Consider the following 23,699-nt stretch of genomic DNA (forward strand, 5'->3'; position numbering starts at 1 on the left):
CGGGTGATGGAAGTCTGAGTCATGGGTTATCTCCGGGTCGGGTCGAACGTGGCGGGCAGCGTGGCCCAGCAGGCGTCGTAAGTGGATTGCAGTTGCGGGCAGTCGAGGGCGAAGCGGCTTGGGCGCAGTACCTGGCTGGTCTCGAACATGAAGGCCATGGTGTTATCGATCTTCGCGGGCTTGAGGTCGGCGTTGATCGCTTTGGTGCAGGTTTCGCCATCCGGGCCGTGGGCGCTCATGCAGCTGTGCAGCGACGCACCGCCAGGCACGAAGCCTTCAGCCTTGGCGTCGTACTCGCCCTGGATCAGGCCCATAAATTCGTTCATCAGGTTGCGGTGGAACCACGGCGGACGGAAGGTGTTCTCGGCCACCATCCAGCGCGGCGGGAAGATCACGAAGTCGAGATTGGCCAAGCCGTGCACGCTGGTCGGCGAGGTCAGCACGGTGAAGATCGACGGATCGGGGTGATCGAAACTCACGGTGCCGATGGTGTTGAAGCGGCGCAGATCGTATTTGTACGGCACGTTATTGCCGTGCCAGGCGACCACGTTCAGCGGCGAATGATCGAGCTCGGTGCCCCACAGCTGGCCGAGGAATTTCTGCACCAGCGTGGTCGGCTGCTGCAGGTTTTCGTAAGCGGCGACCGGCGCGAGGAAGTCACGTGGATTGGCCAGACCGTTGCTGCCGATCGGCCCCAGATCCGGCAGGCGCAGCGGAGCGCCGTGGTTTTCGGCGACGTAACCGCGTGCCTGCGGATCAAGCAGCTCGACGCGAAATTTCAGACCGCGCGGCAGCACGGCGATTTCCAGCGGCGCGACTTCCAGCACACCCAGTTCGGTGGCAATGCGCAGCCGCCCCAGTTGTGGCACCAGCAGCAGTTCGCCGTCAGCGTTGTAAAACACCCGCTCCATCGAACGGTTGGCGGTGTAGTTGTAGATGCTGATGCCGGCAGGCTTTTCCGCCGCCGAGTTGGCGACCATACCGACCAGGCCATCGATGAAGTCGGTCGGCTCGGCCGGGATCTGCAGCGGGTTCCAGCGCAGGCGATTCGGGGTCACTTCACCCAGTGGACCGCCGGCCAGTTGCCGCTCCAGTTTGACGAACGCCGGGTGATTGGCCGACGGTTGAATCCGGTACATCCAGGTACGCCGCGCTTCACTGCGGGTCATGGTGAATGCGGTGCCGGATAGCAATTCGGTGTAGAGGCCGTAGGGGGCGTTCTGGGGGGAGTTCTGGCCGATGGGCAAGGCGCCGGGCAACGCTTCACTGCTGAATTCGTTGCCGAAACCGGACTGGTACGCCAGCTCCGACGCGTTTGAATCGAGGTTCATGGAGCCTCCTGAACAGGGAGTCGGCAGTGGCCCATCGCTCTGGCTCAGAGGTTTGCGCACGCCGGGGTTGTTATTATCGTAATTCGATTACGAATAACGTAATTTGCTCGCTATCCAGCGTCAAGCTATAAAGACGCCCATTCGTTTACGGATCCCGGCCGCACCATGGAAAAAACCAGCGACAGCAACGGCAAACAGAAAGTCCGCTCCGCCGAGGTCGGCACCGACATCCTCAAGGCATTGGCCGAGTTGTCGCCCTCCACCTCGCTGTCGCGTCTGGCCGAACACGTGCAGATGCCGGCCAGCAAGGTGCACCGTTATCTTCAGGCGCTGATCGCCAGCGGTTTTGCCGAGCAGAACGCCGCCACCAACCACTACGGTCTGGGCCGTGAAGCGTTGCGCGTGGGCCTCGCTGCCCTGAACAGTATGGACGTGCTGAAAGTCGCCGCCCTGCCGCTGTCCGAGTTGCGCGACGAACTGAACGAAACCTGCTTTCTGGCGGTGTGGGGCAATCAGGGTGCAACCGTGGTGCATATCGAACCGGCGGTGCGTGCGGTGACGGTGGTAACGCAATTGGGTTCCGTCCTGCCGCTGCTCAGCTCGTCCACCGGGTTGGTGTTCAGTGCCTATCTGCCGCAAAGGGAAACCGCTGATCTGCGCGCCCACGAAATTGCCAGCGGCGACCATCCGCTGGCAGAAGAAAACACTTACTCGGACTTGTGCCAGCAGATCCGCGCGCGCGGTCTGCATCATGTTCATGGTTTGCTGATGCCGGGAGTGGATGCGCTGTCTGCGCCGGTTTTCAACGCCGTCGGGCACATTGCGGCGGTGCTGACCATCGTGGGGCCGACCTCACTGTTCCACGCCGACGAAAACGGCCCGGCGGCGCAGCGATTGCTGGCGGCGACGCGGGCCGTGAGTTGGCGGATGGGGTTTGAAACCCAAGGTAACTGACTCAGGGTACTGGCACGAACGACCCAAGCGGTTATTCGTGCCGCCCATTGCCTCAGATCAGACGGGATGTGCTATTGACGGTCGACGGCGGTGTAGCCACCGCTGTCAGGTAGTTGATGCTCACCTCAACCCCAGTTACCGCTGTCATGAGGTCAGCGATATCGCGGATACTCGACAACAGCGCAAGCGGATTGACAGGAGCACCGATTGCCGCGACTTTGCCGACGTACAGCGTGATCGCCCCTCTCCAGGCCGAAGCAAAATGCGCATTACCCGCGGTGTCCAGGCCCTGACTGTAAGCGACAATGCCCTGAACGACAGATTGCGAAATACGCAGCACCGACACCACAAAACCCAGCGGCGGAATAAACATCGAAGCCACATCAAGGGCCAGATCGGCCAGCAGCCGTGCATCTTTCCAGGCCGCTTCAGCGGGACTGGTCGTCTGGAAGTCCACATCACTGAGAATGTGTCCGATCATTTGGGTATATTCGCTACGGAAACTCAAGATCGGGTAACTGTTTGTCAGTTGAGGTTGAGCGATTGGCGGCTGGTTGCTGGCGTATTTTTCTACCAGACTTTCTACAATCGCCTTGTGCTCAAGACGAACCAGTTTCAAGGCCGCTGACCTGCATTCATAGCCAAGTCGAGAAGCCAGCTGATTCAACGGAAAGAAATCCTTCCCATCGCGCGTATTGGGCACGTAGATCATGAATTCGTCTCGACCGTTGACCTTGCGCCCGAATACGTAGGCGCCTGTCAGAGCCCGGCCCGCGAGCGTCAACTCATAAACCCCTATTCCCGGAGCACCGCCAACATTGATCGCACCGTTGCGTGGCAAATCATGATCGAACCCGTTGATCAGTTGCTGCAGCCAGTCGAACTGATCCTGCGACAGCTCACCCTTGATTTTCTGCAATAACGCAGTCCTGAGCATTTCATTTTGCTTTGTCTTTCGATAAAGACTGACCTTCAGGCTGACGTCGGACGCGGTCAGGAATTTATCTTCCAGGTACTGCGCATATTTCTCGCCCGGCAGCAGGTCAATCAACTCGTTGATAACCTTGGCATTCAGCTGGGTAATCGGTTGATTGGTAAATGTCCAGAACGAGGCGGTTCTTAATTGCTCCTGCAAAGCGATATAGGTAGAGCCGGCAGGATTTACCCAAGAAAAAAACTTCTGGAACACACTGACATCGCTGCGCCACAGCTGCCACTGAATGAACAGATCGGTCAGGCTGATCTTCGAATCGGCGTGAAAATGGACCCACACTTCATCCGGATTGATATCCACTGGTGTGCCCTTGCGGCTGAAGTACTGTTTCAGCTCATTCTTTACCAATCGTGCGGAAAACTCCTTGAAGGGCACTATTTCAAGCAGTTCTTTTGAGTAATGGTAAACAGCTTTGAAATCATGATTCAGGCGGTTGACCAGTTTCTGATCCGCGACTTTGGCATTTCTGAACCAGGCTGGCGTGGCGAATTCAGTTTGTTCCGCGTCCCACATGATCGATTGACGAACGGCCCCCATCAGCGGTCCATCTTCAGAAAGACTCCTCAACTCGATACCCGACCACCACCATTCTTTGAGCATCATGTGAGGCTCATCAGTCAGGTAGATGCTTTCCAGCGCGTGGCCATCGCTCGCGTGTTCCTGCGCCCTCAAGTAGGGCAGCGTTTTCGCATCAAACGCCCAGCGCGCTATTTCATGTTGCAACGCCTTCAGATCAGCGAACTCGAACCACTCCTGCCCTGTCGCAAAGCCCGGCATATGCAGTACATGAGCGCCTCGCTCGGCTCCGGCACCTTTGCGGCGATAGACCAAAATGTCCCTGAATGGCTTGACGCGGCTGCGTAACGATACGCTCGTGGTTTCGATCGAACGGTCGCCGAAGTTATAACGCGTCACAAGATCCTGAGCACTTGGGGACACGTGTTTTTGCAAGATTGCCGAAAACATGGACAGTGCCGTCTTGCGGCCAAAGACTTCACGCATCGACTCGACAACTTCAGGTTGCGAATACAGCGTGCGCCGGGCGACGTTATAGTTCACGCGGATGTTCAGGCTCTCGATAGCGCGAACGATATTGGAAGGTGTCAATTTCGGATTATCACTGAACGCCTCCAGAACAACCCGGTATTGACCCGCCGGATCATGAGCCCCCTGCATGAATACCTGCGTCAGGGTCTTGCGTTCGCTGAGTTCCACCTTCTTTCCGTCAGCCAGCGCAACGGTATGTAATACAGTGACAAATATAGTGTCGGGATCGATCCGCTCCTGGGGACCCGGCGATATGAAGTCCTCCACGGCAAGGCGGGCGTAGTCCTTGAGTGAAGCGACGCCACGAGTCGTTTGATGGTGATTGACCTCAGCTTCAAGCAAGCGCTGTTGCAGCGATACATAAACCTCTTGATTGACCTCGGAAGTATTTTTCAACCACTGCGGCCAAGCGTTTTTCTCTACGAGCTTCAACAGTTGCGCATGACGCTGTCTGGCTTCTCGCAAAATGGGAGCCATTGACTGCGCCGACAATACAGCAGCCATTGTCGCGGCTCGCTGCGAGCCTGCGCTGTTCAGACGCTCAAGATGGTATTGAACATCGCTACAGGATTTGGCCAGCATCTGCTGCGTATAGCGTTCAAACAGGTTCGCATTAACTTTCAAAAAGCGAATATCAGAACCGTAGACCACCCCCTCTCGCACCTTGATCGGCAATGCCTGGAGAAATTCATCACGGGTGTCGTCCGACTTCAATCGCGCTACCAGCGCCTGTTTGAGCTGATAAGAAGAGGCAAACCGCTCAACGCCGCGATTGGGGGAATAAAGCACACACGCATCATTGCCTTCAGGCTTCAGTTCTTCATAAATCGGTTTTTTCAGCGGAACCACGAACATCGCGGGTTGTTCCGCATACTCACCATTGCGGGTTTCGATATAAACGCCATAACAGCTTCCCGTCAGCCCGAGGTTGACCGTTACATCGATCAGCGCTCTTTCCTGTTGAGTAATTCCACCCAGTTGCGAGAACGTTTCGAGTTCCCGGGTGAACAGGACGGCTTGAAGAACGGCCAGTGCATCCTGTCGCGAAAGTTTCGGATACGCGCCTTTACCTGCATTGCGCCCGGCAACTTCCCAATATTTCTTTATTTCGGTGGTGTATTTTTCCGAAAACGACGCGAGCAGATCACGCAGAATTTTCTCGACTGCCGATATTTCAATATTCGGAATGATATCTCGCGGGTCTGTGGAGTTTGGAAAATCATAGATTGCGTAGTCGTCCGAATAACGTGGAGCTTTTCCGGCCTCCAGACTCTTCAGAAAAACATCCAGCAGGCGCCCGACTGGCGCTTCATCCCGCGGAGGGAAACCCTCCCGGGAATTAATATAAACCTTGCTGACCAATACCCCGGGGGCAATCTTCCAGATGGCCTCACTCAAACAATCCTGCACAACTGCATTGAATGCAGGTACATGGCTTAATTCAAGAGCAACAACAGACAATGCCTCACCCTGTTCAATCAGATTTGCGTTCACAGCTTTATCAATAGTCACTTCAAAAGTCTCTTTCGGTTTGGTAAGAACGAACTGGCCACCACCAGAACTTCCATTCAAACTAATATCGAATCCTGAACGACGGATAGTTCCAACACTTTGCCAAGCATGTCCTCCACCCAACCATTAAACCCAAAACTTAAATAAATGCACTTAACGAACATCCAATTACAAGTTAACCCGCGCCTCACACAGCGTGGGGCCGCACATAACCAATGCGCTGCAGTGCCTGTTATTTATCTTTTGTTTGCACACACTGCCTTACAACAAAGCAGTACGAACTACAGTGCAAGTATCCGATCAGTGCAGGAACCGTTTGTGAGAAGCGAGTGCAAGGAGAACCTCAAGCGTTATCCGAGCGCTCGCGACTGTTGCACGCCCCGTAATAGTGCATGTCTGAAATCGCTGTTTTTCCCACACAAGCAACGCCGTATTCTGAGCGCGCTTTCACGGTCACGCCGTAAAGCGCGAAGCCAGCTACGCTCAGTTCCCGAAGCGACTGGCGACAGATTTCAGATGAGTCGGCAATTCCGGTTCATCGCCCCGGTGTTCACTGACGTTGATTTGTAGCTCCTTGATCCAACGTCTTACCTTGGCCGCTGCGTTTGCAGCGGCCTTTTTTATGGCCGTGGAAAACTCCGGTTCCACGTCCCGAAAAAGTATTCAAGTTCAGGACTGATGACCCTGATCGTCAAAGCGAATACTTCTGCAAATTCCCCATCATTTCCTTCAGCGCCTCGATATTGTCCTTTGGATGCGCCGCCCCTTCGAAATCGCAGATCCGCTGCCAGTGCGCCGCGACATCTTCCGGGGAGAACCCGCTACGCGGATCGAATCCGGCACCGAGGCTGCGTTCCCAACGCACCTTGCCCATCCAGCCGCCACCGACTTCGAACAAGCCAGAGGTTTCCTGGCACTGCTCACTGGCCAGGTACACCACCAACGGGCTGACCAATTCCGGTTTGAGCTGCTCGAAAACCTGCGGCGGGATCAGGCCTTCAGTCATGCGCGTACCGCCGGTTGGCGCGATAGCGTTGACCAGGATGTTGTTCTTGCGACCTTCGATGGCCAGAGTGCGGGTCAGACCGTAGAGGCCGAGTTTGGCCATGCCGTAGTTGGACTGGCCGAAGTTGCCGTAGATACCCGAGGTCGAGGCGGTGAAAATCACCCTTCCGTAGTTTTGCTCGCGCAAGTGCGGCCACGCGGCGCGGGTCACTTTGTAGGCGCCTTCGACGTGGACGCGATAAACCAGATCCCAGTCGGCGTCGTCCATCTTGTGAAAGGTCTTGTCGCGCAGGATCCCGGCGTTGTTCACCACCACGTCGACACGGCCAAAGGCATCGAGAGCGTTCTGCACCAGTTTGTCGCCGTCAGTGACCGAGTCGTGGTTGGCTTCGGCGATGCCGCCGGCTTCGCGAATTTCCGCCACCACGCGGTCGGCGGCGGAGGCGTTGGCATCTTCGCCCTGAGTCGAGCCACCGAGGTCATTGACCAGCACCCTGGCACCGTGTCGGGCGAACAGCAAAGCGTGCGCCCGGCCCAGGCCACCACCGGCGCCAGTGATGATCACGACTTTATCTTCGAAACGAACGGACTCATTCATCGCAGGAACTCCAGCAGGCCTGAGGGACAGTAATCCCGAGTGTCAGGCACGGGGCTTTCGCTCACAACGAACAGGGCCGGGGCTGAATGGTGGGCGATAAGGCTGGGGGATGATGAACAGCAAAATCAAAAGATCAAAAGATCAAAAGATCGCAGCCTGCGGCAGCTCCTACAGAAGATCGGTGTAGGAGCTGCCGCAGGCTGCGATCTTTTGATCGTTCAGGAGCATGCGACTTTGCGCGGCGGCAACGCCAGACGATCGCGAAACGCCAGGTAGTGTTTGAGCACCTGCACCGGCGCTTCAATCTGTGGGTAATGACCGATGCCCGGCAGCAGCACGGTGTCGGCGCCGGCAATCAACTCGCGATAACGCTGGACCATGTGCGCACCGGAAATCGGATCGACTTCGCCATCGATTACCCGCAGCGGCACCTCATCACGCTGCATGGCCGCTACCCAGCGGTCTCGCTGCACCCGACGCTCGGGAATGTAGCCGATCAGCTTGTGCATGATGCGTGGCCCGCGATGGGTTTCGATCAGGCTCCAGAAATCATCCAGCTCACTTTCGCTGGGGCGGGTCTGCGGGCCGAAGATCTGCCGGAAACTTTTCACCAGCGCATCACGGCTGAACGCCCGGCCGATCATCCAGCCCAGCGGGCTGAGCAGCAATTTCTGCATCAGCACCGGGCGATGGGTTTCCGGGAACAACCCGCCGTTGAGAAACACGCAACTGGCGACCTCGACACGGTTTTCGTAATGCCGGGCGAGCAGTTCCTGAGCAACGCTGTCACCGTAATCGTGGGCCAGCACATGCACCGGTTGTTCGACCTGAAGGTGCGCCAACAGCGCTTGTTGCAGGTCGGCCTGTTCCAGCAGGCTGTAGCTGTGATCCAGCGGTTTGGCCGAATCACCGAACCCGAGCATGTCGCAGGCGATCACCCGATAACGCTGGGCCAACGGCTGCCACAGGTAGTGCCAGTCCCAACTGGCCGTCGGGAATCCGTGGATCAGCAACAGCGGTTCACCCTGCCCCGCCGTCCAGTAACGGATCGGCTGGCCGCGAAAGACAAACGTCCGGCTGCGTTTGCGCCAGACACACAGAGGAATCTCGGCAAGAGGCATCAGAGTTTATATCCGGGGTCTTGTTTATCGAGTTTGCGCAGCAGCGCCGGCCAGGCCAGCGCGCCACCCATGCCTTGAGCACTTTTGGTCACGCCGGCGATCATCGCTTTGGCGCCCGCCAGAATCTGCGGTTCGATGGCGATCAGTTCGGCACCGCCGGTCTGCGCCATGACCTGAATATCGCAGGCGCGTTGAAAGGTGAACATCATCAGAAAGGTGTCGGCGATGGTGTTGCCACAGGTCAGCAGACCGTGGTTGTGCAGCATCAGGAAATTGTTCTCGCCCAGATCGGCCTGCAAACGGGCCTTCTCTTCATGATTCAGCGCCACGCCTTCATAGGCGTGATAAGCCAGGCTCGACAGCACGAACAGCGACTGTTGGCTGATCGGCAACACGCCCTGTTTTTGCGCCGAAACGGCCACCCCCGACGCGGTGTGAGTGTGCAGCACGCAGACCACATCGTGACGCACTTCATGCACGGCGCTGTGAATGGTGTAGCCGGCGGGATTGATTTCGTAGGGACTGTCCATGAGCTTGTTGCCGGCCTGATCGACTTTGACCAGGCTCGACGCAGTGATCTCATGGAACATCAACCCGAACGGGTTGATCAGGAAGTCTTCGGTGCCCGGGACCTTGGCGGAAATGTGGGTGAAGATCAGGTCGTCCCAGCCATGCAGCGCAACCAGACGATAACAGGCGGCAAGGTCGACGCGGGTCTGCCACTCTGCGGCACTGACCTGATCTTTGACATCAAGGGACGACTGGACGGGGGCTACGCTCACTGTATGCACCTCTGCGTTCTTATTGTTTTGCACGTGCAAGCAGTCTAGTCAGCCCCCCGGGATCGCGTAGTTGCATTGCCAGCCAGCTTGATGACTGAGCGGGTCAGCAATGCAGACAGCTTGGATCCATGTCAAAGCAACGACGCCAATAAAGGCGCGGCAAACAGATTGAGCAACCCGGTCAACACCATCACCAGCCCCGCGACAGAGCCTTCCTCACCGCCCACTTCATGGGCCCGGCTGACACCGGCACCGTGCGCGCCAACACCAAACAACGCGCCGCGCGCCAAGGCACTGCGCAACGGCAGCCACTTGAGCAACACGCCTCCGAGCATCGCGCCGAACACGCCGGTGAACATCACGAACACCGCGGTCAGTTCCGGCACGCCGCCCAGATCCTGCGCCAGCGGCATGGCGAATGGCGTGGTGATCGAACGCGGCACCAGTGACATCGTCACCGAGCTGTCGAGCGCCAGCGCCCTGGCCAGACCGAACGAGGTGGCAATCGACGCGGCACTGCCGGCGAACATACCGAGTAGCAACGCTGACCAATGCTGCATAAGCAATCGCCGCTGCTGCCAGATCGGCACGGCGAAGGCGACCGTCACCGGGCCGAGTACCAGCATCAACCAGTGGGTGTTGCTGGAATATTCGGCGTAGGCGGTGTGCAGCGGCACCGCGAAGGCCAGCAGCAGCGCCGGCACCAGTATCAGGGGCGACAGCAGATAACGTCCGGTGCGCCGATAGATCCAGCGGCTGAACAGGTACGCCAGCAGGGTGAAAGCGAGCCAGAACATCGGCATCCATTCAAGCTTCATGGGACCGCCTCAGGCGCACGGCCAATTCGACGGTGAATGCGGTCACGAGCATCACCATCAGGGTACTGGCGCCGATCACCAGCAGAATCCGCCAACCGTCATCGCGCAGCAGCGCGCCGTAATCGAGCAGGCTCATCAATGCCGGAATGAAGAACAGCAGCATTTCGGCCATCAACAGTCCCGCGCCCAGTTGCAGCGCCGCCGGTTTGACCCAGCCAAACGCGAAAGCCAGCAGCAACAGGGCCATGCCGATGACCCCGCCGGGAATCGGCCAGGCCAGCCAAGCGGAGAGCTGGCAGCCGAGCAGGTAGAGGCCAAGCAACACGGCCAGTTCTGCGAATAGACGGGAAAGATACTTCAGCGATGCAGCGTTCATGATGAGACTCCTTACAGGTGCCTATTTTACGAAGCGGCCTGTCATCCCAGAAGCGAATTGTTAGACTCACAGCCATTCCAAAACGGAATCAGGCCATGGAATTCAAACAGCTGCGTAGTTTTGTCGAAGTCATGCATCAGGGCGGGTTTACCCAAGCGGCGAAAACCCTGCACATCAGCCAGTCAGCCGTGAGCAAGCAAGTCGCTCAACTTGAACAAAGTCTGGGCACGCCATTGCTCGAACGGCTCGGTTCGCAACTGTGCCTGACCGCCGCAGGCAGCGTGGTGCTGCAACGGGCCGAAGGCATGTTGCGTTTGCGCAATGAGTTGCTGAGCGAGCTGGATGACTTGAGCCAGTTGGCTCGCGGTGAACTGCGCCTCGGCCTGCCGCTGCTGGGCAGCGATGCATTGTTCGCCGGGCTGTTTGCCGAGTATCGGCGGCGCTATCCGAATATCAGCATCCAGTTGCTTGAAGGTGGCAGCCGCAGCATCGAGCAAGCGGTGCTCAGTGGCGAACTGGAATTGGGCGGGAGTCTGCTGCCGAAGGACCCGCAGTTTGACTTTCAGCCGTTCTGCGACGAGAAGCTCGATGCGTTGCTGCCGGTGGATCACCCCTTGGCGGCACATGGCGAGATCGGGCTGGAAGAATTGGCCGAAACGCCGTTCCTGCTCTATCAGCGCAGCTTCGTGCTCAACGATCGGTTGCTGCAGGCCTGTCAGCAACTGGGCTTCACGCCCAAGGAAGGCGGGCGTAGCGGGCAGGCCGATTTTCTCGTGGCACTGGTGGCCGCCGGGCAAGGCGTGGTGCTGCTGCCCAGCGTGGTCGCCCGGGCACTGGAGCGTCCGGGCGTGGTACGCCTGACCTTGCGTGCACCGGATTACCTGCGTTGGGACATCGCCTTTATCTGGCGTCAGGGCGCCTATCTGTCGAAAGCCGCCCAAGCCTGGCTGGCCTTGCTGCGCGAGCCCGCGATCAGCCCTTGAGGGTGGCGATCAGTTGCGCCAGCCATGGCTCGGCGTCGGTTTCCGGTGTCACGCTTTCGCTGGCGTCCAGACGCAGCATCTCCTGCACTTCGCGCACGCCCAGCTCGGCGAACAACTCACGCATCAGCTCGCCGCCGCCACAGAACGTATCGCCGTAACTGGCATCACCCAGACCGATCACCGCTCCCGGCAAACCGCGCCAGGCCATCGGCAACTGATCGCGAATACTGGAATACAACGGCTGCAGGTTATCCGGCAGCTCACCCATGCCGGTGGTCGAGGTCACCGCGAGAAAGGCTTCAGGGCCGAACGCCTGGATATCGTCCAGACTGGCGCGCGGGTTGTAGAAGGTTTCAAAACCGGCTTCTTTCAGCAGGTTCTTGGCGTGGCGGGCGACTTCTTCGGCGGTGCCGTAAACCGAACCGGAGAGGATGGCGACTTTCATCAATCTGATCCTGAAACTGAAAAAAAGAGCGGCGATAGTAACAGCCCGGGCGATGAAGTTGCGATTGGCTCTCAACGGACACTGATGGCCTATAGACAGCGCCGATTGATCTTCTAGAATGCGAGCCATCGACAATGCTGAAAGGATTCACAGATGATCAATGCCAGTCTGCTGCAAATGGTGATCAATGCGTCGAACGACGGGATCGTGGTCGCGGAAAAGGAAGGTGAGCAGGACAACATCCTGATTTATGTAAACCCGGCCTTCGAACGACTGACCGGCTACACCAGCGAAGAAATTCTCTATCAGGACTGCCGCTTTCTGCAGGCCGGCGACCGCGATCAGGCAAGCCTGGAGCGTATTCGCGGGGTGTTGCGCGAGGGTGGTTCGTGCCGGGAGATCCTGCGCAATTACCGCAAGGACGGCACACCGTTCTGGAACGAACTGTCGCTTTCGACGGTAAAAAATGCCGATGACGGCCAGACCTATTTCGTCGGTGTGCAGAAGGATGTCACCGTTCAGGTCAAGGCTCAGCAGCGTGTCATTCAGCTGGAGGCCGAGGTTGCAGCATTGCAAGCGGAGCTTGCAGCGTTGAAAGCGACGAACGGCGCAAACAAAACAGCGAACTAAGTGTCATTAACTACAATCACCAATGACTTTGTAACTATTTCTTTCGAGCCAGGCCATGCAACGCGACGCCCTCCTGACCCAGGATGAGCTGGATTTTATCCAGACCATGCAGCACAACCCGCAGCTCAACGTGCGGGATGCGACGTCGAGCCTGCTGGTCAATGGTGGTTCGCAGATCCGTGACTTGCTCACTCGCCTGGCTGCTCACGAACAAGTGACCATCCAGGCCAACTTCGAAAATCAGCAGATGACCTTCCCGCTGCACTTGGTAGAAGACGAGTTTCATGCCTTGCACTTGCGCCTGGGTGTGCCGAGCATCTACGAAGACGGGCCGATGGTGCGCCCCTGGCGATTGACCCTCGAAGAGCCGGTAGCGCTGGAAAACGCCAAGGGCCAACCGGGCATGATGTGGGTGCACGAGGTGTCGCACAAAGGCGTGCTGCTGGAAATGCGCAACAAGACCAAACCACCCCGGCATTTCGCCCTATGGTTCAGCCCTTCAGGTTATGAACGGATTTCCCTGCGCGGCAATTTCGAGCGAGAGACCGAGCACGGCTTCTACGCCTATGAGCTGAGCCAGACCGATGCCGACGAAACCGAACGCCTGCGCCAGTTCATCCTGCAGCAACACCGCCTGACCCACCCCGCCCTGCACACCTGATCGTCAGGTATCGAGCGTCCCCGCGAGAAATTGCGTCATGCGCTGACGCATTGTCGCCCCTTCATTGCCCAGACAGCCGATCGACGATCCGGCCAGACTGTCTTGGGCCAGATCGGCAGCGTCTCCGGCCAGCATCACCTGACAGTTGAGGCTCAGCGCCAGTCGGTTCAGGCGTCTGGGCAATTCCGGGGCCGGCGCATGATTGGAAAACAGCACCAGCGCCTGCGGCTGGATTTTCTCGCAGACCAGGGTCAACTCGTCGAACGGCTGGCCTGCCGTCAAAACCCGCACGCCTGACTCGCTGCCACTCAAGAACAGCGCCGCCACCAGCAATTCGAGCTCCCGGCACTGAGCCGTCAATGCGGTAACCACGATTTTGCGCGGCTGCGAAGTCCGCAACATGATGATCCGCTGCAGCACGCGTGCACGCAGGTAACCATCGAAAAACAACCATTCGCTGGTTTGCCCGAATGCATCTTGGTGTTGCTGCAATTGGCGCCAGAGTGGCATCAGGATGTCCTGAAACACCACCGGCAACGAGTACGAAGAAAAGATCTGTCCGTAGATGCGATCCAGTTCGATATCGTCGAACGCACTGACCGCAGCCTGCACCTGATGCTGCCACTGCTGATAATCGGCCTGCACCAGATCATTGGAGATGACGTGCGCCAACACTTTCAGCGGTTCGGTTTTGGCGAGGATCTTGCCGATCTTGCTCACGGCAACACCGCGATCGATCCATTCAACGATGCTGTGCACGCGCTCGATTTCGGTCATCGAATACAAACGATGCCCACTTTCGGTGCGTGTTGGCTGAATCAAACCGTAGCGGCGCTCCCACGCACGCAGCGTTACCGGGTTGACACCCGTGACGCGCGACACCTCACGAATGGGAAACAGCTCTTCGCGCTCCAACGCGACAGAGGCCTGCGATCCAGGGTTAACGTCCGTGATAACAGCCATTGTGCAGGTGAGTCCGCTGAGTTGATTTGGATCCCATTCTACATCCGATGCCCTCTATCGGTTCAACCCGTGAATAGAGACGAAAGTCTCTGAAACCGTCATCAAAATCAGGAATAATCCTTGCTTGTCGAAAAGCGCAGGCTCCTACCCCCGCCTGCGTATTGCGAAACTCCTACCCGGAGCGACGCACTCGGAATACGGAGATACATAATGTCTACTTCCCCCGTCACGCTGATGGTTGCGCGTCGCGTCGCCGACGGCCGCTATCAGGACCTGATTGCCTGGCTGCGCGAAGGCGAACAACTGGCCACAGATTTTCAGGGTTACCTGGGTTCCGGCGTGCTCGCTCCGCCGCCCGGTGATAACGAATTCCAGATCATTTTCCGCTTCGTTGACGAGCACACCCTGCACGCCTGGGAGCACTCGGCCTCGCGTACCGCCTGGCTGGCCCGTGGCAGCGATTTGTTCGCACATCCCAAAGAGCATCGGGTCAGTGGCATCGAAGGCTGGTTCGGCGCTGCCGGTCAGCGGCCACCGCGCTGGAAACAGGCCGTGGCGATCTGGCTGGCGTTCTTCCCGGTGTCACTGCTGTTCAACTTTGTCCTCGGGCCGCTGCTCGGCGAAATGAGCCTGCTGCCGCGGGTGTTGATCAGCACGGCGTGTCTGACACCATTGATGGTTTATTTCTTCATTCCACTGTCGACGCGGTTGCTGGCCAGCTGGTTGAACGCTGTGCCGGCGCGACCTTTGCCTGCAACACCCTCTACGCAGAACCGCTAAAGATCGCAGCCTCGTTGCACTCGTCAGCTCCTACAGATGAAGGCGTTCCTGTAGGAGCTGCCGAAGGCTGCGATCTTTTCAGCGGCGTCGCTGTTATAGTTTTTGCTCCAGCCGCGACCCGAGCCGTACATGACCACTTCCTCCGCCCCGATCCTCATCACCGGTGCCGGCCAGCGTGTCGGTCTGCATTGCGCGCAGCGTTTGATCGAGGATGGCCACCGGGTCATCTTCACCTACCGCAGTGAACGCCCGGGCGTGCAAGCCCTGCGTGATCTGGGCGCGATCGGAGTGTTCGCGGACTTTTCCAGCGAAGCCGCCATCCTCGTCTTCATCGAAGAACTGAAAAACCATACCGACAGCCTGCGCGCCATTGTGCACAACGCGTCCGAATGGCTGGCGGAAACCTCGGGCAACGAAGCCGAAGCCTTCTCGCGCATGCTCAACGTGCACATGCTCGCGCCGTACCTGATCAACCTGCACTGCGCCGACCTGCTCAAGCGCTCGACACCGGCAGACATCATCCACATCAGCGACGACGTCACGCGCAAGGGCAGCAGCAAGCACATCGGTTATTGCGCCAGCAAGGCCGGGCTCGACAGCCTGACCCTGTCGTTCGCCGCGCGCTATGCACCGGCGATCAAGGTCAACGGCATCGCGCCGGCCCTGCTATTGTTCAATCCCGACGACGACGCGGCGTACCGCGCCAAGGCGCTGGCCAAATCCGCGCTGGGCATCGAGCCCGGCAGCGAAGTGATCTACCAGAGCCTGCGCTATCTGCTCGACAACCCCTATGTCACCGGCACGACCCTGACCGTCAACGGCGGACGGCACGTCAAATAAGCTGCTGCGCGAGGATCTCCCATGAGCCGTACCCTGCCCGAGAATTACCGCGAGATCCTCATCGGCCTCGGTGAAGACCCCGACCGCGAAGGCCTGCTCGACACCCCGGTACGCGCGGCCAAGGCCATGCAATACCTGTGTCACGGCTATGAACAGAGTGTGGATGAGATCGTCAATGGCGCGTTGTTCGCTTCTGACAGCGACGAGATGATCATCGTCGCCGACATCGAGTTGTACTCGTTGTGCGAACATCACCTGCTGCCCTTCATCGGCAAGGCCCATGTGGCATATATTCCGACAGGCAAGGTGCTGGGGCTGTCGAAGATCGCGCGGCTGGTGGACATGTTCGCCCGGCGCCTGCAGATTCAGGAAAACCTCACCCGGCAGATTGCCGATGCGGTGCAGCAAGTCACCGATGCCGCCGGCGTCGCGGTGGTCATCGAGGCCCGGCACATGTGCATGATGATGCGCGGTGTCGAGAAACAGAATTCGACCATGAACACCTCGGTCATGCTCGGCGCCTTTCGCGACTCGAGCAACACCCGCCAGGAGTTCCTGCAATTGATTGGACGGAGCAAGTAAATGTCACAACTTCAACCGGGAATGGCGCGCATCCGGGTCAAGGATCTGCGCTTGCGCACCTTTATCGGGATCAACGAGGACGAGATCCTCAACAAGCAGGATGTGCTGATCAACCTGACCATCCAGTACGCCGCGCAGGAAGCGGTGCGTGACAACGACATTGATCACGCGCTGAACTACCGCACCATCACCAAGGCGATCATCGCCCACGTCGAGGGCAATCGTTTTGCGCTGCTCGAACGCCTGACTCAGGAATTGCTGGATCTGGTGATGACCAACGCCGCGGTGCTGTACGCTGAAGTCGAAGTCGACAAGCCGCATGCTCTGCGATTTGCCGAGTCGGTGTCGATCACCCTCGCCGCCAGCCGCTGAGCGTGTCTGGCGCATAGCGCGCCAGACTTTTATCATCCGCGCCACGAATAAACTGCACAGAGCCAATCATGACCGAGCAACAACGCCTCGAACTCGAAGCCGCCGCCTTCCGCCGGCTGGTCGCCCATCTGGACAGCCGCAAGGACGTGCAGAACATCGATCTGATGAACCTTGCCGGGTTCTGCCGCAACTGCCTGTCCAAGTGGTACAAGGCCGAAGCTGACGAGCGTCAGATCGAGGTCAGCCTCGACGACGCCCGCGAAGTGGTTTACGGCATGCCTTACGCCGAGTGGAAAGCCCAATACCAGCAAGAAGCCAGCGCCGAACAACAGGCGGCGTTCGCCAAAGGAAAACCCAATGAGTGATCTGAACACCCTGCGCGCCAGCCTCAAGAGCGGCGAACACGTTTTTGCCGACACCCTGGCCTTCATCGCCGCCAACTACGACTACCAGCCTCAGGCGTTCAACAACGGTGGCGTGGAAAACGCCGCCGGGCAGAACGAGGGCTCGTGCAAGACGTTGGGTCTGGCACTGCTGGAAGGCTTGAGTGATGAAGAAGCGCTGCTGGCATTCGGCGAGCATTACCGTTCGGTGGTGGCGACGCCTGAAGGCAGCGACCACGGCAATATCCGCGCGCTGATCAAGCACGGTCTGGCCGGCGTCAAATTCGAAGCACAGCCGCTGACTCGCCGCTGATTCAAGAGCAAAAGATCGCAGCCTGCGGCAGCTCCTACACCGATTCCTGTAGGAGCTGCCGCAGGCTGCGATCTTTTGACTCTCATAAAAAAACCGGCCGAAGCCGGTTTTTTTGTGTCTGCGATTTAGAACGAAGCGTTCTGCAGACCGTCCAGATAACGCTCGGTGTCCAGTGCCGCCATGCAGCCGGCGCCGGCCGAGGTGATGGCCTGACGGTAAACGTGATCGGCCACGTCACCGGCGGCGAAGATGCCTTCGACGCTGGTAGCCGTGGCGTTGCCGTCACGGCCGCCCTGCACCACCAGGTAACCGTCTTTCAGGGTCAACTGGCCTTCGAACAGCGAAGTGTTCGGGGTGTGGCCGATCGCGATGAACACGCCGTCGACTTTGATTTCGTCGAAGCTGCCGTCGTTGTTCTTCAGGCGCGCGCCGGTCACGCCCATGTTGTCGCCCAGCACTTCGTCGAGGTTGGCGTTCAACTTGAGGATGATCTTGCCTTCGGCCACGCGGGCGTTGAGCTTGTCGATCAGGATCTTCTCGGCGCGGAAGGTTTCGCGGCGGTGGATCAGGGTCACGGTACTGGCGATGTTGGCCAGGTACAGTGCCTCTTCAACAGCGGTGTTGCCGCCGCCGACCACAGCCACTGGCTTGTTGCGATAGAAGAAACCGTCGCAGGTCGCGCAGGCCGAAACGCCTTTGCCCATGAACGCCTCTTCCGACGGCAGGCCCAGGTAGCGAGCGCTGGCACCGGTGGCGATGATCAGGGCGTCGCAGGTGTAGGTCGCGCTGTCGCCGGTCAGGGTGTACGGCTTGGCGGCGAAGTCCACAGCGTTGATGTGATCGAAAACGATCTCGGTTTCAAAACGCTCGGCGTGCTCGCGCATCCGCTCCATCAGCGCCGGGCCGGTCAGGCCGTGTACGTCGCCTGGCCAGTTGTCGACTTCGGTGGTGGTGGTCAGTTGACCGCCGGCCTGCATGCCGGTGATCAGCAGTGGCTTGAGGTTGGCACGCGCGGCGTAGACCGCAGCGCTGTAACCGGCAGGGCCGGAACCGAGAATAATCACTCGCGAATGACGGACTTCAGACATGACCTGCTCCTGTTGACCGGGCCGAAAGACTGGCGCGGAACGCCGGACTGCCGGCGGGAATAAAAAAGGACTGTGGATAACCTTGGGGAAGGCATGAGCTCGACAGTCCTGTAAAAAGTTGGGTGCAGCGTATCGAGGGGGGCAAGATTAAGGAAATACGGTTTAACAATCCAGCTCATAGGTGGTCTCTATGCGCAGACTCCGACCAGATCGACGTCTTTGTTACAGTGAATGTCGATGGCTCTGCCGCGCTTTCACACCTGTTGCAAAGTCGGTAAGGTCGGCGCGTTTTCCCTTGCTCGGAGCACCTTATGCCCGCCCCTGTTCTGTCCGGCCCGCAATACCTGCGCGAAGGCCTCAAACTGGTTCTCAGCCCGGGCCTGCGACTGTTCGTGTTGCTGCCGCTGGCGATCAACCTGGTGCTGTTCGTCGGATTGATCTATCTGGCCGGCCATCAGTTCAGCCTGTGGGTCGACAGCCTGATGCCGTCGCTGCCCGACTGGCTGAGTTTCCTCAGCTACATCCTCTGGCCGCTGTTCGTGGTGCTGGTGGCGCTGATGGTGTTCTTCACCTTCACGATGCTTGCCAACGTCATCGCCGCACCGTTCAACGGCTTCCTCGCGGAAAAAGTCGAAGTGGTGGTACGCGGCACCGATGATTTCCCGGCCTTCAGCTGGGGCGAACTGATCGCGATGATCCCGCGCACCCTCGCCCGGGAAATGCGCAAACTCGGCTACTTTCTGCCCCGCGCGATCGGCCTGTTCATCCTCTCGTTCATCCCGGTGGTGAACATCGTCGCCGCGCCGCTGTGGCTGCTGTTCGGCGTGTGGATGATGGCGATCCAGTACATCGACTATCCAGCGGACAACCACAAGCTGGGCTGGAACGAGATGCTCGCCTGGTTGCGCCAGAAGCGCTGGCAGAGCATGAGTTTTGGCGGGATCGTCTATCTGGCGCTGCTGATTCCGGTGGTGAACATTCTGATGATGCCAGCCGCCGTTGCGGGCGCGACGTTGTTCTGGGTGCGTGAGCGCGGAGCGGAGAATCTCGTTACGCAGCGCTGAGTCACAAATCCATCATCCGAACGTCACAGACACGACATGGCCTCAGCCGACACTGAGGTCATGACGACAGCTCTGCATATCACTCTGATCAGCGAAACCTTCCCACCGGAAATCAACGGGGTGGCCAATACTCTTGGTCGCTTGTGCGATGGCTTGCGCGCGCGTGGGCATCAAGTGGAACTGGTGCGGCCGCGCCAGGCCGGCGATCCGCAGCGGGTCGAGGACGATGCCTTGCTGTTGTGCAGGGGCTGGCCGTTGCCGGGATACCCCGGACTGCAATGGGGCCAGTCGTCGATGCACAAGCTGCTGCGGCGCTGGAAACGTCATCGCCCGGATGTGCTGTACATCGCCACAGAAGGGCCGCTCGGCTTGTCGGCATTGCGCGCGGCGCGGCGATTGGGGATCTCGGTGGTCAGCGGTTTTCACACCAATTTCCAGCAGTACACCAACCAGTACGGGCTGGGCCTGCTGACGCGCCTGCTGACCCATTATCTGCGCTGGTTTCACAATCGCTCGGCGATGACCCTGGTGCCCAGCGTCAGCCAGCGCCTGGAACTGGAGCGCAGGCATTTCGACCGTCTCGCCCTGCTCTCCCGAGGCGTGGACAGCCAATTGTTTCATCCGGCCAAGCGGTTGAACGGACTACGTGAGCAATGGGGCCTGAGTGAGCAGGACATCGCGGTGATTCATGTAGGACGCCTGGCCCCGGAGAAAAACCTGGGTCTGCTCAAGCGTTGCTTCGACACCCTGTGCAGCACTTATCCACAGCGCAATCTGAAGCTGATCGTGGTGGGCGACGGACCGCAACGGCTTGCGCTGGAAAAGGATCTGCCGCAAGCGATTTTCTGCGGTTCACAACGCGGCGAAGCGCTGGCGGCGCACTATGCGTCAGGCGATATTTTTCTGTTTCCGAGCATGACCGAAACCTTCGGCAACGTGGTGCTTGAGGCACTGGCTTGCGGTTTGGGAGTGGTGGCGTACGATCAGGCTGCAGCGGCGCAACATATTCGCCACGGCTACAACGGCGTGCTGGCGATGCCGGGTGATGAAGAGGCGTTCTGCGATGCCGCGGCGTGGTTGCTGGAGGAGGATGAGCGCTTGCGCTGCGTGCGTCTGAATGCGCGTCAGCATGCCAGTCGCCAGGGCTGGGCGGCCATCATCGAGCAGTTTGAAAAGCATTTGCGCGGGGCGTGTGTCGGGGAGCAGGTGGTGCCGAATGCGCAGACATTGCCCTGAATCCTGGCTGACTTTGAAGCCGCTATCGCTGGCAAGCCAGCTCCCACAAGGGGCTGCGGTGAACACAATTTTTGTGAACACCAGCAATACCTGTGGGAGCTGGCTTGCCAGCGATAGCGTCAGTGAGAGCGCCGCTTAAACCAGCGTCATCAACGCTTCACGGCTGAACGGCAGAATGTCTTGCTCACGCCCTTCGCGCACTTTCAGTGCCCAGTCCGGATCCACCAGCAGCGCACGGCCCACTGCCACCAGATCGAACTCGTCGTTGTTCAAGCGCTCCAGCAGTTTTTCCAGGCTCGCCGGTTGCGCGACCTTGTCGGTGTTGACCATGAACTGCAGGAACTCGCCGTCCAGGCCGACGCTGCCAACGGTAATGGTCGGTTTGCCGGTGAGCTTGCGTGTCCAGCCAGCCAGATTCAGCTCGGAACCGTCGAACTCAGGCTCCCAGAAACGTCGCGTCGAGCAGTGGAAAATGTCCACACCGGCATCGGCCAGCGGCTTGAGGAATTCGCCCAGCGCTTCCGGGGTCTGCACCAGACGCGCGGTGTAATCCTGCTGCTTCCATTGCGAAAAACGGAAGATGATCGGGAAACCTTCACCGACCGCCGCACGCACCGCTTGAATTAATTCGATGGCAAAGCGCGAACGGTTGGCCAGGCTGCCGCCGTATTCGTCGCTGCGCTGGTTGCTGCCTTCCCAGAAGAACTGGTCGATCAGGTATCCATGTGCGCCGTGGATTTCCACGCCGTCCATGCCGATGCTTTTGGCATCTTTGGCGGCCTGGGCGAACGCTGCGATGACGTCCTGAATGTCTTGTTTGCTCATGCCGTGAACCACGACCTGACCGTCCTTGAGTTTTTCCGTCGGACCATAGCCCGGCACGCTGGCGTCCGGCTCGGTGCCGATGCGACGCACGCTGCCCACATGCCACAGCTGCGGAACAATCTTGCCGCCCTCGGCATGCACCGCATCAACGACTTTTTTCCAACCGGCCAGTGGCGCGTCACCAAAGAACTGCGGCACGTTCGGATAGCCGTTGGAGGCGACGTGGCCGACCGTGGTGCCTTCGGTGATGATCAGGCCGACACCCGCGGCGGCACGGCGTCGGTAGTACTCGATCACTTTCGAATTGGGCACGCCACCCGGGGAAAACGAGCGGGTCATCGGCGCCATGACCACACGGGTCGGCAGTTCGAGGGCACCGAGGTGGAACGGTTTGAACAGGGCTTGCACCGGCATGGGAAGACTCCGCAGGGAATGACTTTATGACGGCGATAATATGGAGAGTTGCAAGCCTTGAACAGCATTATTGATTTGGGTGATCAAGGATCAAAAGACACAAAGCAAAAAGATCACAGCCTGCGACAGCTCCTACACGGCATCGAGTGACTGTAGGAGCTGCCGCAGGCTGCGATCTTTTGATCCTGCCGTTTCAGCCAAGCGCTTTTTCAATCGCGTGCACGATGGTCGGATCATCCGGCGCCGTGCGTGGCGAGAACCGCGCCAGTACCCGGCCGTCCTTGCCCAGCAGAAACTTCTCGAAATTCCAGGTGATGTCACCAGGGAATTCCGCGCCCTCGCCCGCCAGCAAGCGGTAGAGCTGATGGCGCTCGTGACCATTGACTTCGAGCTTGCTCGACAACGGGAACGTCACACCATAGTTGAGGCTGCAGAACTCTTGAATTTCCTTTTCGGAGCCTGGTTCCTGACCGGCAAACTGATTGCACGGCAGGCCCAGCACACTGAAACCTTTGCCTTTGAACTGCTGATAGAGGTTTTCCAGCGCCGCGTACTGTGGGGTCAAGCCGCATTTGGAGGCGACGTTGACCACCAGCACGACTTGGCCCTTGAAAGGCGCCAGCGGTAGCTCCTGACCATCCAGGGCTGTCAACTTAAGGTCGTGAAAAGCACTCATGACGGACTCCAGATTCCCGTGTTCTACTCAAAACAGCCACTTGGCGAGAGCGCCGAGGACAGCCGCAGACTAAAAAGGCGCCCGCAGGCGCCTCTCCAGTACTCGAAGCTTAGCGCAGAAAATCAGTGGTGATGGCCACCTTCGCCATGGACGTGACCATGAGCGACTTCTTCCTGGCTGGCATCACGGATAGCAACGATCTTCACTTTGAAGTTCAGACGCTGGCCGGCCAGTGGGTGGTTGCCGTCAACGGTAACATCGTCGCCGTCCAGGTCGCGGATGGTGACGATCTGCATCTGGCCGTCCGGCGCCGAAGCGTGGAACTGCATGCCGACTTCCAGCTCGTCAACGCCTTCGAACATGCTGCGGCTCAGGGTGCTGACCAGCTCAGCAGCGTATTCGCCGTAAGCGTCTTCCGGCTCAACGGAAACTTCCAGCTCGTCACCTACAGCTTTGCCTTCCAGGGCTTTTTCCAGGCCCGGGATGATGTTGCCTGCGCCTTGCAGGTAGACCAGCGGAGCGCCGCCGGCGGAGCTGTCGATGACCTCACCAGCGTCATTGGTCAGGGTATAGTCGATGGAGACAGCCTTATTGGCGGCGATCAGCATGGGGCGAGACCTTTTGCATAAGAATATAGAAAGGCCAAGTTTAGCGAAGCAATCGCGCGAAAGCGAACACAACCCGGACAAACGGGATTCGACCATCACAGGCTTTCATCAGGACGAGGACGGTCACTGGGTAGTTGAGCTTTCCTGTGGCCACACCCAGCACCTGCGTCATCAGCCGCCATGGCAATCGCGGGCGTGGGTCCTTGAACCGGCGCAACGTATTGAAAAAATAGGCCAACCCTTTGCCTGCGGTTGGTGCGCACAAGGCTCGGTTAGCGATAACCTTGGCGACTGAATT

General features: G+C 58.8%; 26 protein-coding genes. 13 read left to right on the forward strand and 13 right to left on the reverse strand.

Annotation, left to right across the window (positions count from 1 at the left end):
- Positions 1–26: 26 nt before the first annotated feature.
- Positions 27–1,331 carry a homogentisate 1,2-dioxygenase gene (gene hmgA / locus DBR18_RS18415; RefSeq protein ID WP_108591375.1) on the reverse strand — a complete coding sequence of 435 codons (1,305 nt, stop codon included), beginning with the start codon at positions 1,329–1,331 and terminating at the stop codon, positions 27–29.
- A gap of 165 nt (positions 1,332–1,496) precedes the next feature.
- Here hmgA and DBR18_RS18420 point away from each other — a divergent pair, with 165 nt between their 5' ends.
- The gene (locus tag DBR18_RS18420) at positions 1,497–2,285 is read left to right on the forward strand and encodes an IclR family transcriptional regulator (RefSeq protein ID WP_108591376.1); all 789 of its coding nucleotides are present in this window, start codon (positions 1,497–1,499) and stop codon (positions 2,283–2,285) included.
- A 52-nt stretch (positions 2,286–2,337) separates the two neighbouring features.
- Here DBR18_RS18420 and DBR18_RS18425 read toward each other — a convergent pair whose 3' ends face one another.
- The 6 genes from DBR18_RS18425 to DBR18_RS18450 all read right to left on the reverse strand — a co-directional run bounded on the left by DBR18_RS18425 (position 2,338) and on the right by DBR18_RS18450 (position 10,538).
- Positions 2,338–5,838, reverse strand: a complete 3,501-nt coding sequence (locus DBR18_RS18425; RefSeq protein ID WP_108591377.1) for a dermonecrotic toxin domain-containing protein — start codon at positions 5,836–5,838, stop codon at positions 2,338–2,340.
- A 691-nt stretch (positions 5,839–6,529) separates the two neighbouring features.
- A complete protein-coding gene (locus DBR18_RS18430; protein ID WP_108591378.1) occupies positions 6,530–7,441 on the reverse strand; it encodes an SDR family oxidoreductase in 912 nt (303 codons plus the stop codon).
- A 218-nt stretch (positions 7,442–7,659) separates the two neighbouring features.
- Positions 7,660–8,562, reverse strand: a complete 903-nt coding sequence (locus DBR18_RS18435; protein WP_108591379.1) for an alpha/beta fold hydrolase — start codon at positions 8,560–8,562, stop codon at positions 7,660–7,662.
- A complete protein-coding gene (locus tag DBR18_RS18440) occupies positions 8,562–9,344 on the reverse strand; it encodes a class II aldolase/adducin family protein (RefSeq protein ID WP_108591380.1) in 783 nt (260 codons plus the stop codon). The genes DBR18_RS18435 and DBR18_RS18440 overlap by 1 nt, the downstream gene beginning before the upstream one ends.
- A 131-nt stretch (positions 9,345–9,475) precedes the next feature.
- The gene (locus tag DBR18_RS18445) at positions 9,476–10,162 is read right to left on the reverse strand and encodes an LrgB family protein (protein ID WP_108591381.1); all 687 of its coding nucleotides are present in this window, start codon (positions 10,160–10,162) and stop codon (positions 9,476–9,478) included.
- On the reverse strand, positions 10,152–10,538 hold the full coding sequence (locus DBR18_RS18450) for a CidA/LrgA family protein (protein WP_108591382.1): 387 nt from the start codon (positions 10,536–10,538) through the stop codon (positions 10,152–10,154). Before DBR18_RS18450 ends, DBR18_RS18445 begins: the two co-directional genes overlap by 11 nt.
- A gap of 95 nt (positions 10,539–10,633) precedes the next feature.
- Between DBR18_RS18450 and DBR18_RS18455 the strand changes: the two genes are divergently transcribed.
- Positions 10,634–11,521: a LysR family transcriptional regulator gene (locus DBR18_RS18455; protein WP_108591383.1), complete on the forward strand. Its 888-nt coding sequence runs from the start codon at positions 10,634–10,636 to the stop codon at positions 11,519–11,521.
- On the opposite strand, the gene DBR18_RS18460 is transcribed toward DBR18_RS18455, so the two are convergent.
- Positions 11,511–11,966 (reverse strand): flavodoxin, encoded by a 456-nt coding sequence (locus DBR18_RS18460; protein ID WP_108591384.1) that lies wholly within the window; start codon positions 11,964–11,966, stop codon positions 11,511–11,513. The two genes, DBR18_RS18455 and DBR18_RS18460, sit on opposite strands and share 11 nt — an antisense overlap.
- A gap of 153 nt (positions 11,967–12,119) precedes the next feature.
- On the opposite strand from DBR18_RS18460, the gene DBR18_RS18465 reads away from it, so the two are divergent.
- Positions 12,120–12,596, forward strand: coding sequence for a PAS domain-containing protein (locus tag DBR18_RS18465; protein ID WP_108591385.1), 477 nt, complete (start codon positions 12,120–12,122; stop codon positions 12,594–12,596).
- Positions 12,597–12,651: 55 nt separating this feature from the next.
- Positions 12,652–13,257, forward strand: a complete 606-nt coding sequence (locus DBR18_RS18470) for a hypothetical protein (protein ID WP_108591386.1) — start codon at positions 12,652–12,654, stop codon at positions 13,255–13,257.
- A 3-nt stretch (positions 13,258–13,260) separates the two neighbouring features.
- On the opposite strand, the gene DBR18_RS18475 is transcribed toward DBR18_RS18470, so the two are convergent.
- Positions 13,261–14,220, reverse strand: coding sequence for a MerR family transcriptional regulator (locus DBR18_RS18475; protein ID WP_108591387.1), 960 nt, complete (start codon positions 14,218–14,220; stop codon positions 13,261–13,263).
- Between the two features lie 210 nt (positions 14,221–14,430).
- Here DBR18_RS18475 and DBR18_RS18480 point away from each other — a divergent pair, with 210 nt between their 5' ends.
- From DBR18_RS18480 to DBR18_RS18505, 6 genes are all read left to right on the forward strand, one after another.
- On the forward strand, positions 14,431–15,000 hold the full coding sequence (locus tag DBR18_RS18480; protein ID WP_108591388.1) for an antibiotic biosynthesis monooxygenase: 570 nt from the start codon (positions 14,431–14,433) through the stop codon (positions 14,998–15,000).
- Between the two features lie 129 nt (positions 15,001–15,129).
- Positions 15,130–15,840, forward strand: a complete 711-nt coding sequence (folM, locus tag DBR18_RS18485; protein ID WP_108591389.1) for a dihydromonapterin reductase — start codon at positions 15,130–15,132, stop codon at positions 15,838–15,840.
- A 21-nt stretch (positions 15,841–15,861) separates the two neighbouring features.
- Positions 15,862–16,422, forward strand: coding sequence for a GTP cyclohydrolase I FolE (folE, locus tag DBR18_RS18490; protein WP_108591390.1), 561 nt, complete (start codon positions 15,862–15,864; stop codon positions 16,420–16,422).
- Positions 16,423–16,794, forward strand: a complete 372-nt coding sequence (gene folX / locus DBR18_RS18495; RefSeq protein ID WP_108591391.1) for a dihydroneopterin triphosphate 2'-epimerase — start codon at positions 16,423–16,425, stop codon at positions 16,792–16,794.
- Between the two features lie 68 nt (positions 16,795–16,862).
- Positions 16,863–17,159, forward strand: a complete 297-nt coding sequence (locus tag DBR18_RS18500; RefSeq protein ID WP_108591392.1) for a DUF1244 domain-containing protein — start codon at positions 16,863–16,865, stop codon at positions 17,157–17,159.
- Positions 17,152–17,490 carry a HopJ type III effector protein gene (locus DBR18_RS18505; RefSeq protein ID WP_108591393.1) on the forward strand — a complete coding sequence of 113 codons (339 nt, stop codon included), beginning with the start codon at positions 17,152–17,154 and terminating at the stop codon, positions 17,488–17,490. Before DBR18_RS18500 ends, DBR18_RS18505 begins: the two co-directional genes overlap by 8 nt.
- A gap of 125 nt (positions 17,491–17,615) precedes the next feature.
- On the opposite strand, the gene trxB is transcribed toward DBR18_RS18505, so the two are convergent.
- Positions 17,616–18,578 carry a thioredoxin-disulfide reductase gene (gene trxB, locus DBR18_RS18510; RefSeq protein WP_003221727.1) on the reverse strand — a complete coding sequence of 321 codons (963 nt, stop codon included), beginning with the start codon at positions 18,576–18,578 and terminating at the stop codon, positions 17,616–17,618.
- 311 nt (positions 18,579–18,889) lie between these two features.
- On the opposite strand from trxB, the gene cysZ reads away from it, so the two are divergent.
- Positions 18,890–19,642, forward strand: coding sequence for a sulfate transporter CysZ (cysZ, locus tag DBR18_RS18520; protein WP_007968036.1), 753 nt, complete (start codon positions 18,890–18,892; stop codon positions 19,640–19,642).
- A gap of 36 nt (positions 19,643–19,678) precedes the next feature.
- Positions 19,679–20,878, forward strand: a complete 1,200-nt coding sequence (locus DBR18_RS18525) for a glycosyltransferase family 1 protein (protein WP_108591394.1) — start codon at positions 19,679–19,681, stop codon at positions 20,876–20,878.
- A gap of 135 nt (positions 20,879–21,013) precedes the next feature.
- Here DBR18_RS18525 and DBR18_RS18530 read toward each other — a convergent pair whose 3' ends face one another.
- The 3 genes from DBR18_RS18530 to DBR18_RS18540 all read right to left on the reverse strand — a co-directional run bounded on the left by DBR18_RS18530 (position 21,014) and on the right by DBR18_RS18540 (position 23,401).
- Positions 21,014–22,117: an NADH:flavin oxidoreductase gene (locus DBR18_RS18530; protein ID WP_108591395.1), complete on the reverse strand. Its 1,104-nt coding sequence runs from the start codon at positions 22,115–22,117 to the stop codon at positions 21,014–21,016.
- 193 nt (positions 22,118–22,310) lie between these two features.
- A complete protein-coding gene (locus DBR18_RS18535) occupies positions 22,311–22,793 on the reverse strand; it encodes a glutathione peroxidase (protein WP_108591396.1) in 483 nt (160 codons plus the stop codon).
- Between the two features lie 122 nt (positions 22,794–22,915).
- A complete protein-coding gene (locus DBR18_RS18540; protein WP_108591397.1) occupies positions 22,916–23,401 on the reverse strand; it encodes a peptidylprolyl isomerase in 486 nt (161 codons plus the stop codon).
- Here DBR18_RS18540 and DBR18_RS18545 point away from each other — a divergent pair.
- Complete coding sequence (locus DBR18_RS18545; RefSeq protein ID WP_108591490.1) at positions 23,370–23,696, forward strand: DUF3565 domain-containing protein; 327 nt, start codon at positions 23,370–23,372, stop codon at positions 23,694–23,696. The genes DBR18_RS18540 and DBR18_RS18545 overlap by 32 nt on opposite strands.
- Positions 23,697–23,699: the final 3 nt, after the last annotated feature.

Source organism: Pseudomonas sp. HMWF021 (assembly GCF_003061005.1).
In the GTDB taxonomy this organism is placed as follows: Bacteria; Pseudomonadota; Gammaproteobacteria; order Pseudomonadales; family Pseudomonadaceae; genus Aquipseudomonas.

What these genes read in the sequence shown, in the direction of transcription:
- DBR18_RS18530 (WP_108591395.1), bottom strand. Translation starts at nt 22,117, where the DNA reads ATGCCGGTGCAAGCCCTGTTCAAACCGTTCCACCTCGGTGCCCTCGAA.
- DBR18_RS18445 (WP_108591381.1), bottom strand. Translation starts at nt 10,162, where the DNA reads ATGAAGCTTGAATGGATGCCGATGTTCTGGCTCGCTTTCACCCTGCTG.
- cysZ (WP_007968036.1), top strand. Translation starts at nt 18,890, where the DNA reads ATGCCCGCCCCTGTTCTGTCCGGCCCGCAATACCTGCGCGAAGGCCTC.
- DBR18_RS18470 (WP_108591386.1), top strand. Translation starts at nt 12,652, where the DNA reads ATGCAACGCGACGCCCTCCTGACCCAGGATGAGCTGGATTTTATCCAG.
- DBR18_RS18460 (WP_108591384.1), bottom strand. Translation starts at nt 11,966, where the DNA reads ATGAAAGTCGCCATCCTCTCCGGTTCGGTTTACGGCACCGCCGAAGAA.
- folX (WP_108591391.1), top strand. Translation starts at nt 16,423, where the DNA reads ATGTCACAACTTCAACCGGGAATGGCGCGCATCCGGGTCAAGGATCTG.
- DBR18_RS18525 (WP_108591394.1), top strand. Translation starts at nt 19,679, where the DNA reads ATGGCCTCAGCCGACACTGAGGTCATGACGACAGCTCTGCATATCACT.
- DBR18_RS18420 (WP_108591376.1), top strand. Translation starts at nt 1,497, where the DNA reads ATGGAAAAAACCAGCGACAGCAACGGCAAACAGAAAGTCCGCTCCGCC.
- DBR18_RS18450 (WP_108591382.1), bottom strand. Translation starts at nt 10,538, where the DNA reads ATGAACGCTGCATCGCTGAAGTATCTTTCCCGTCTATTCGCAGAACTG.
- DBR18_RS18500 (WP_108591392.1), top strand. Translation starts at nt 16,863, where the DNA reads ATGACCGAGCAACAACGCCTCGAACTCGAAGCCGCCGCCTTCCGCCGG.
- DBR18_RS18475 (WP_108591387.1), bottom strand. Translation starts at nt 14,220, where the DNA reads ATGGCTGTTATCACGGACGTTAACCCTGGATCGCAGGCCTCTGTCGCG.
- hmgA (WP_108591375.1), bottom strand. Translation starts at nt 1,331, where the DNA reads ATGAACCTCGATTCAAACGCGTCGGAGCTGGCGTACCAGTCCGGTTTC.
- folE (WP_108591390.1), top strand. Translation starts at nt 15,862, where the DNA reads ATGAGCCGTACCCTGCCCGAGAATTACCGCGAGATCCTCATCGGCCTC.
- DBR18_RS18540 (WP_108591397.1), bottom strand. Translation starts at nt 23,401, where the DNA reads ATGCTGATCGCCGCCAATAAGGCTGTCTCCATCGACTATACCCTGACC.
- trxB (WP_003221727.1), bottom strand. Translation starts at nt 18,578, where the DNA reads ATGTCTGAAGTCCGTCATTCGCGAGTGATTATTCTCGGTTCCGGCCCT.
- DBR18_RS18545 (WP_108591490.1), top strand. Translation starts at nt 23,370, where the DNA reads ATGGAGACAGCCTTATTGGCGGCGATCAGCATGGGGCGAGACCTTTTG.
- DBR18_RS18480 (WP_108591388.1), top strand. Translation starts at nt 14,431, where the DNA reads ATGTCTACTTCCCCCGTCACGCTGATGGTTGCGCGTCGCGTCGCCGAC.
- DBR18_RS18505 (WP_108591393.1), top strand. Translation starts at nt 17,152, where the DNA reads ATGAGTGATCTGAACACCCTGCGCGCCAGCCTCAAGAGCGGCGAACAC.
- folM (WP_108591389.1), top strand. Translation starts at nt 15,130, where the DNA reads ATGACCACTTCCTCCGCCCCGATCCTCATCACCGGTGCCGGCCAGCGT.
- DBR18_RS18465 (WP_108591385.1), top strand. Translation starts at nt 12,120, where the DNA reads ATGATCAATGCCAGTCTGCTGCAAATGGTGATCAATGCGTCGAACGAC.
- DBR18_RS18430 (WP_108591378.1), bottom strand. Translation starts at nt 7,441, where the DNA reads ATGAATGAGTCCGTTCGTTTCGAAGATAAAGTCGTGATCATCACTGGC.
- DBR18_RS18435 (WP_108591379.1), bottom strand. Translation starts at nt 8,562, where the DNA reads ATGCCTCTTGCCGAGATTCCTCTGTGTGTCTGGCGCAAACGCAGCCGG.
- DBR18_RS18455 (WP_108591383.1), top strand. Translation starts at nt 10,634, where the DNA reads ATGGAATTCAAACAGCTGCGTAGTTTTGTCGAAGTCATGCATCAGGGC.
- DBR18_RS18535 (WP_108591396.1), bottom strand. Translation starts at nt 22,793, where the DNA reads ATGAGTGCTTTTCACGACCTTAAGTTGACAGCCCTGGATGGTCAGGAG.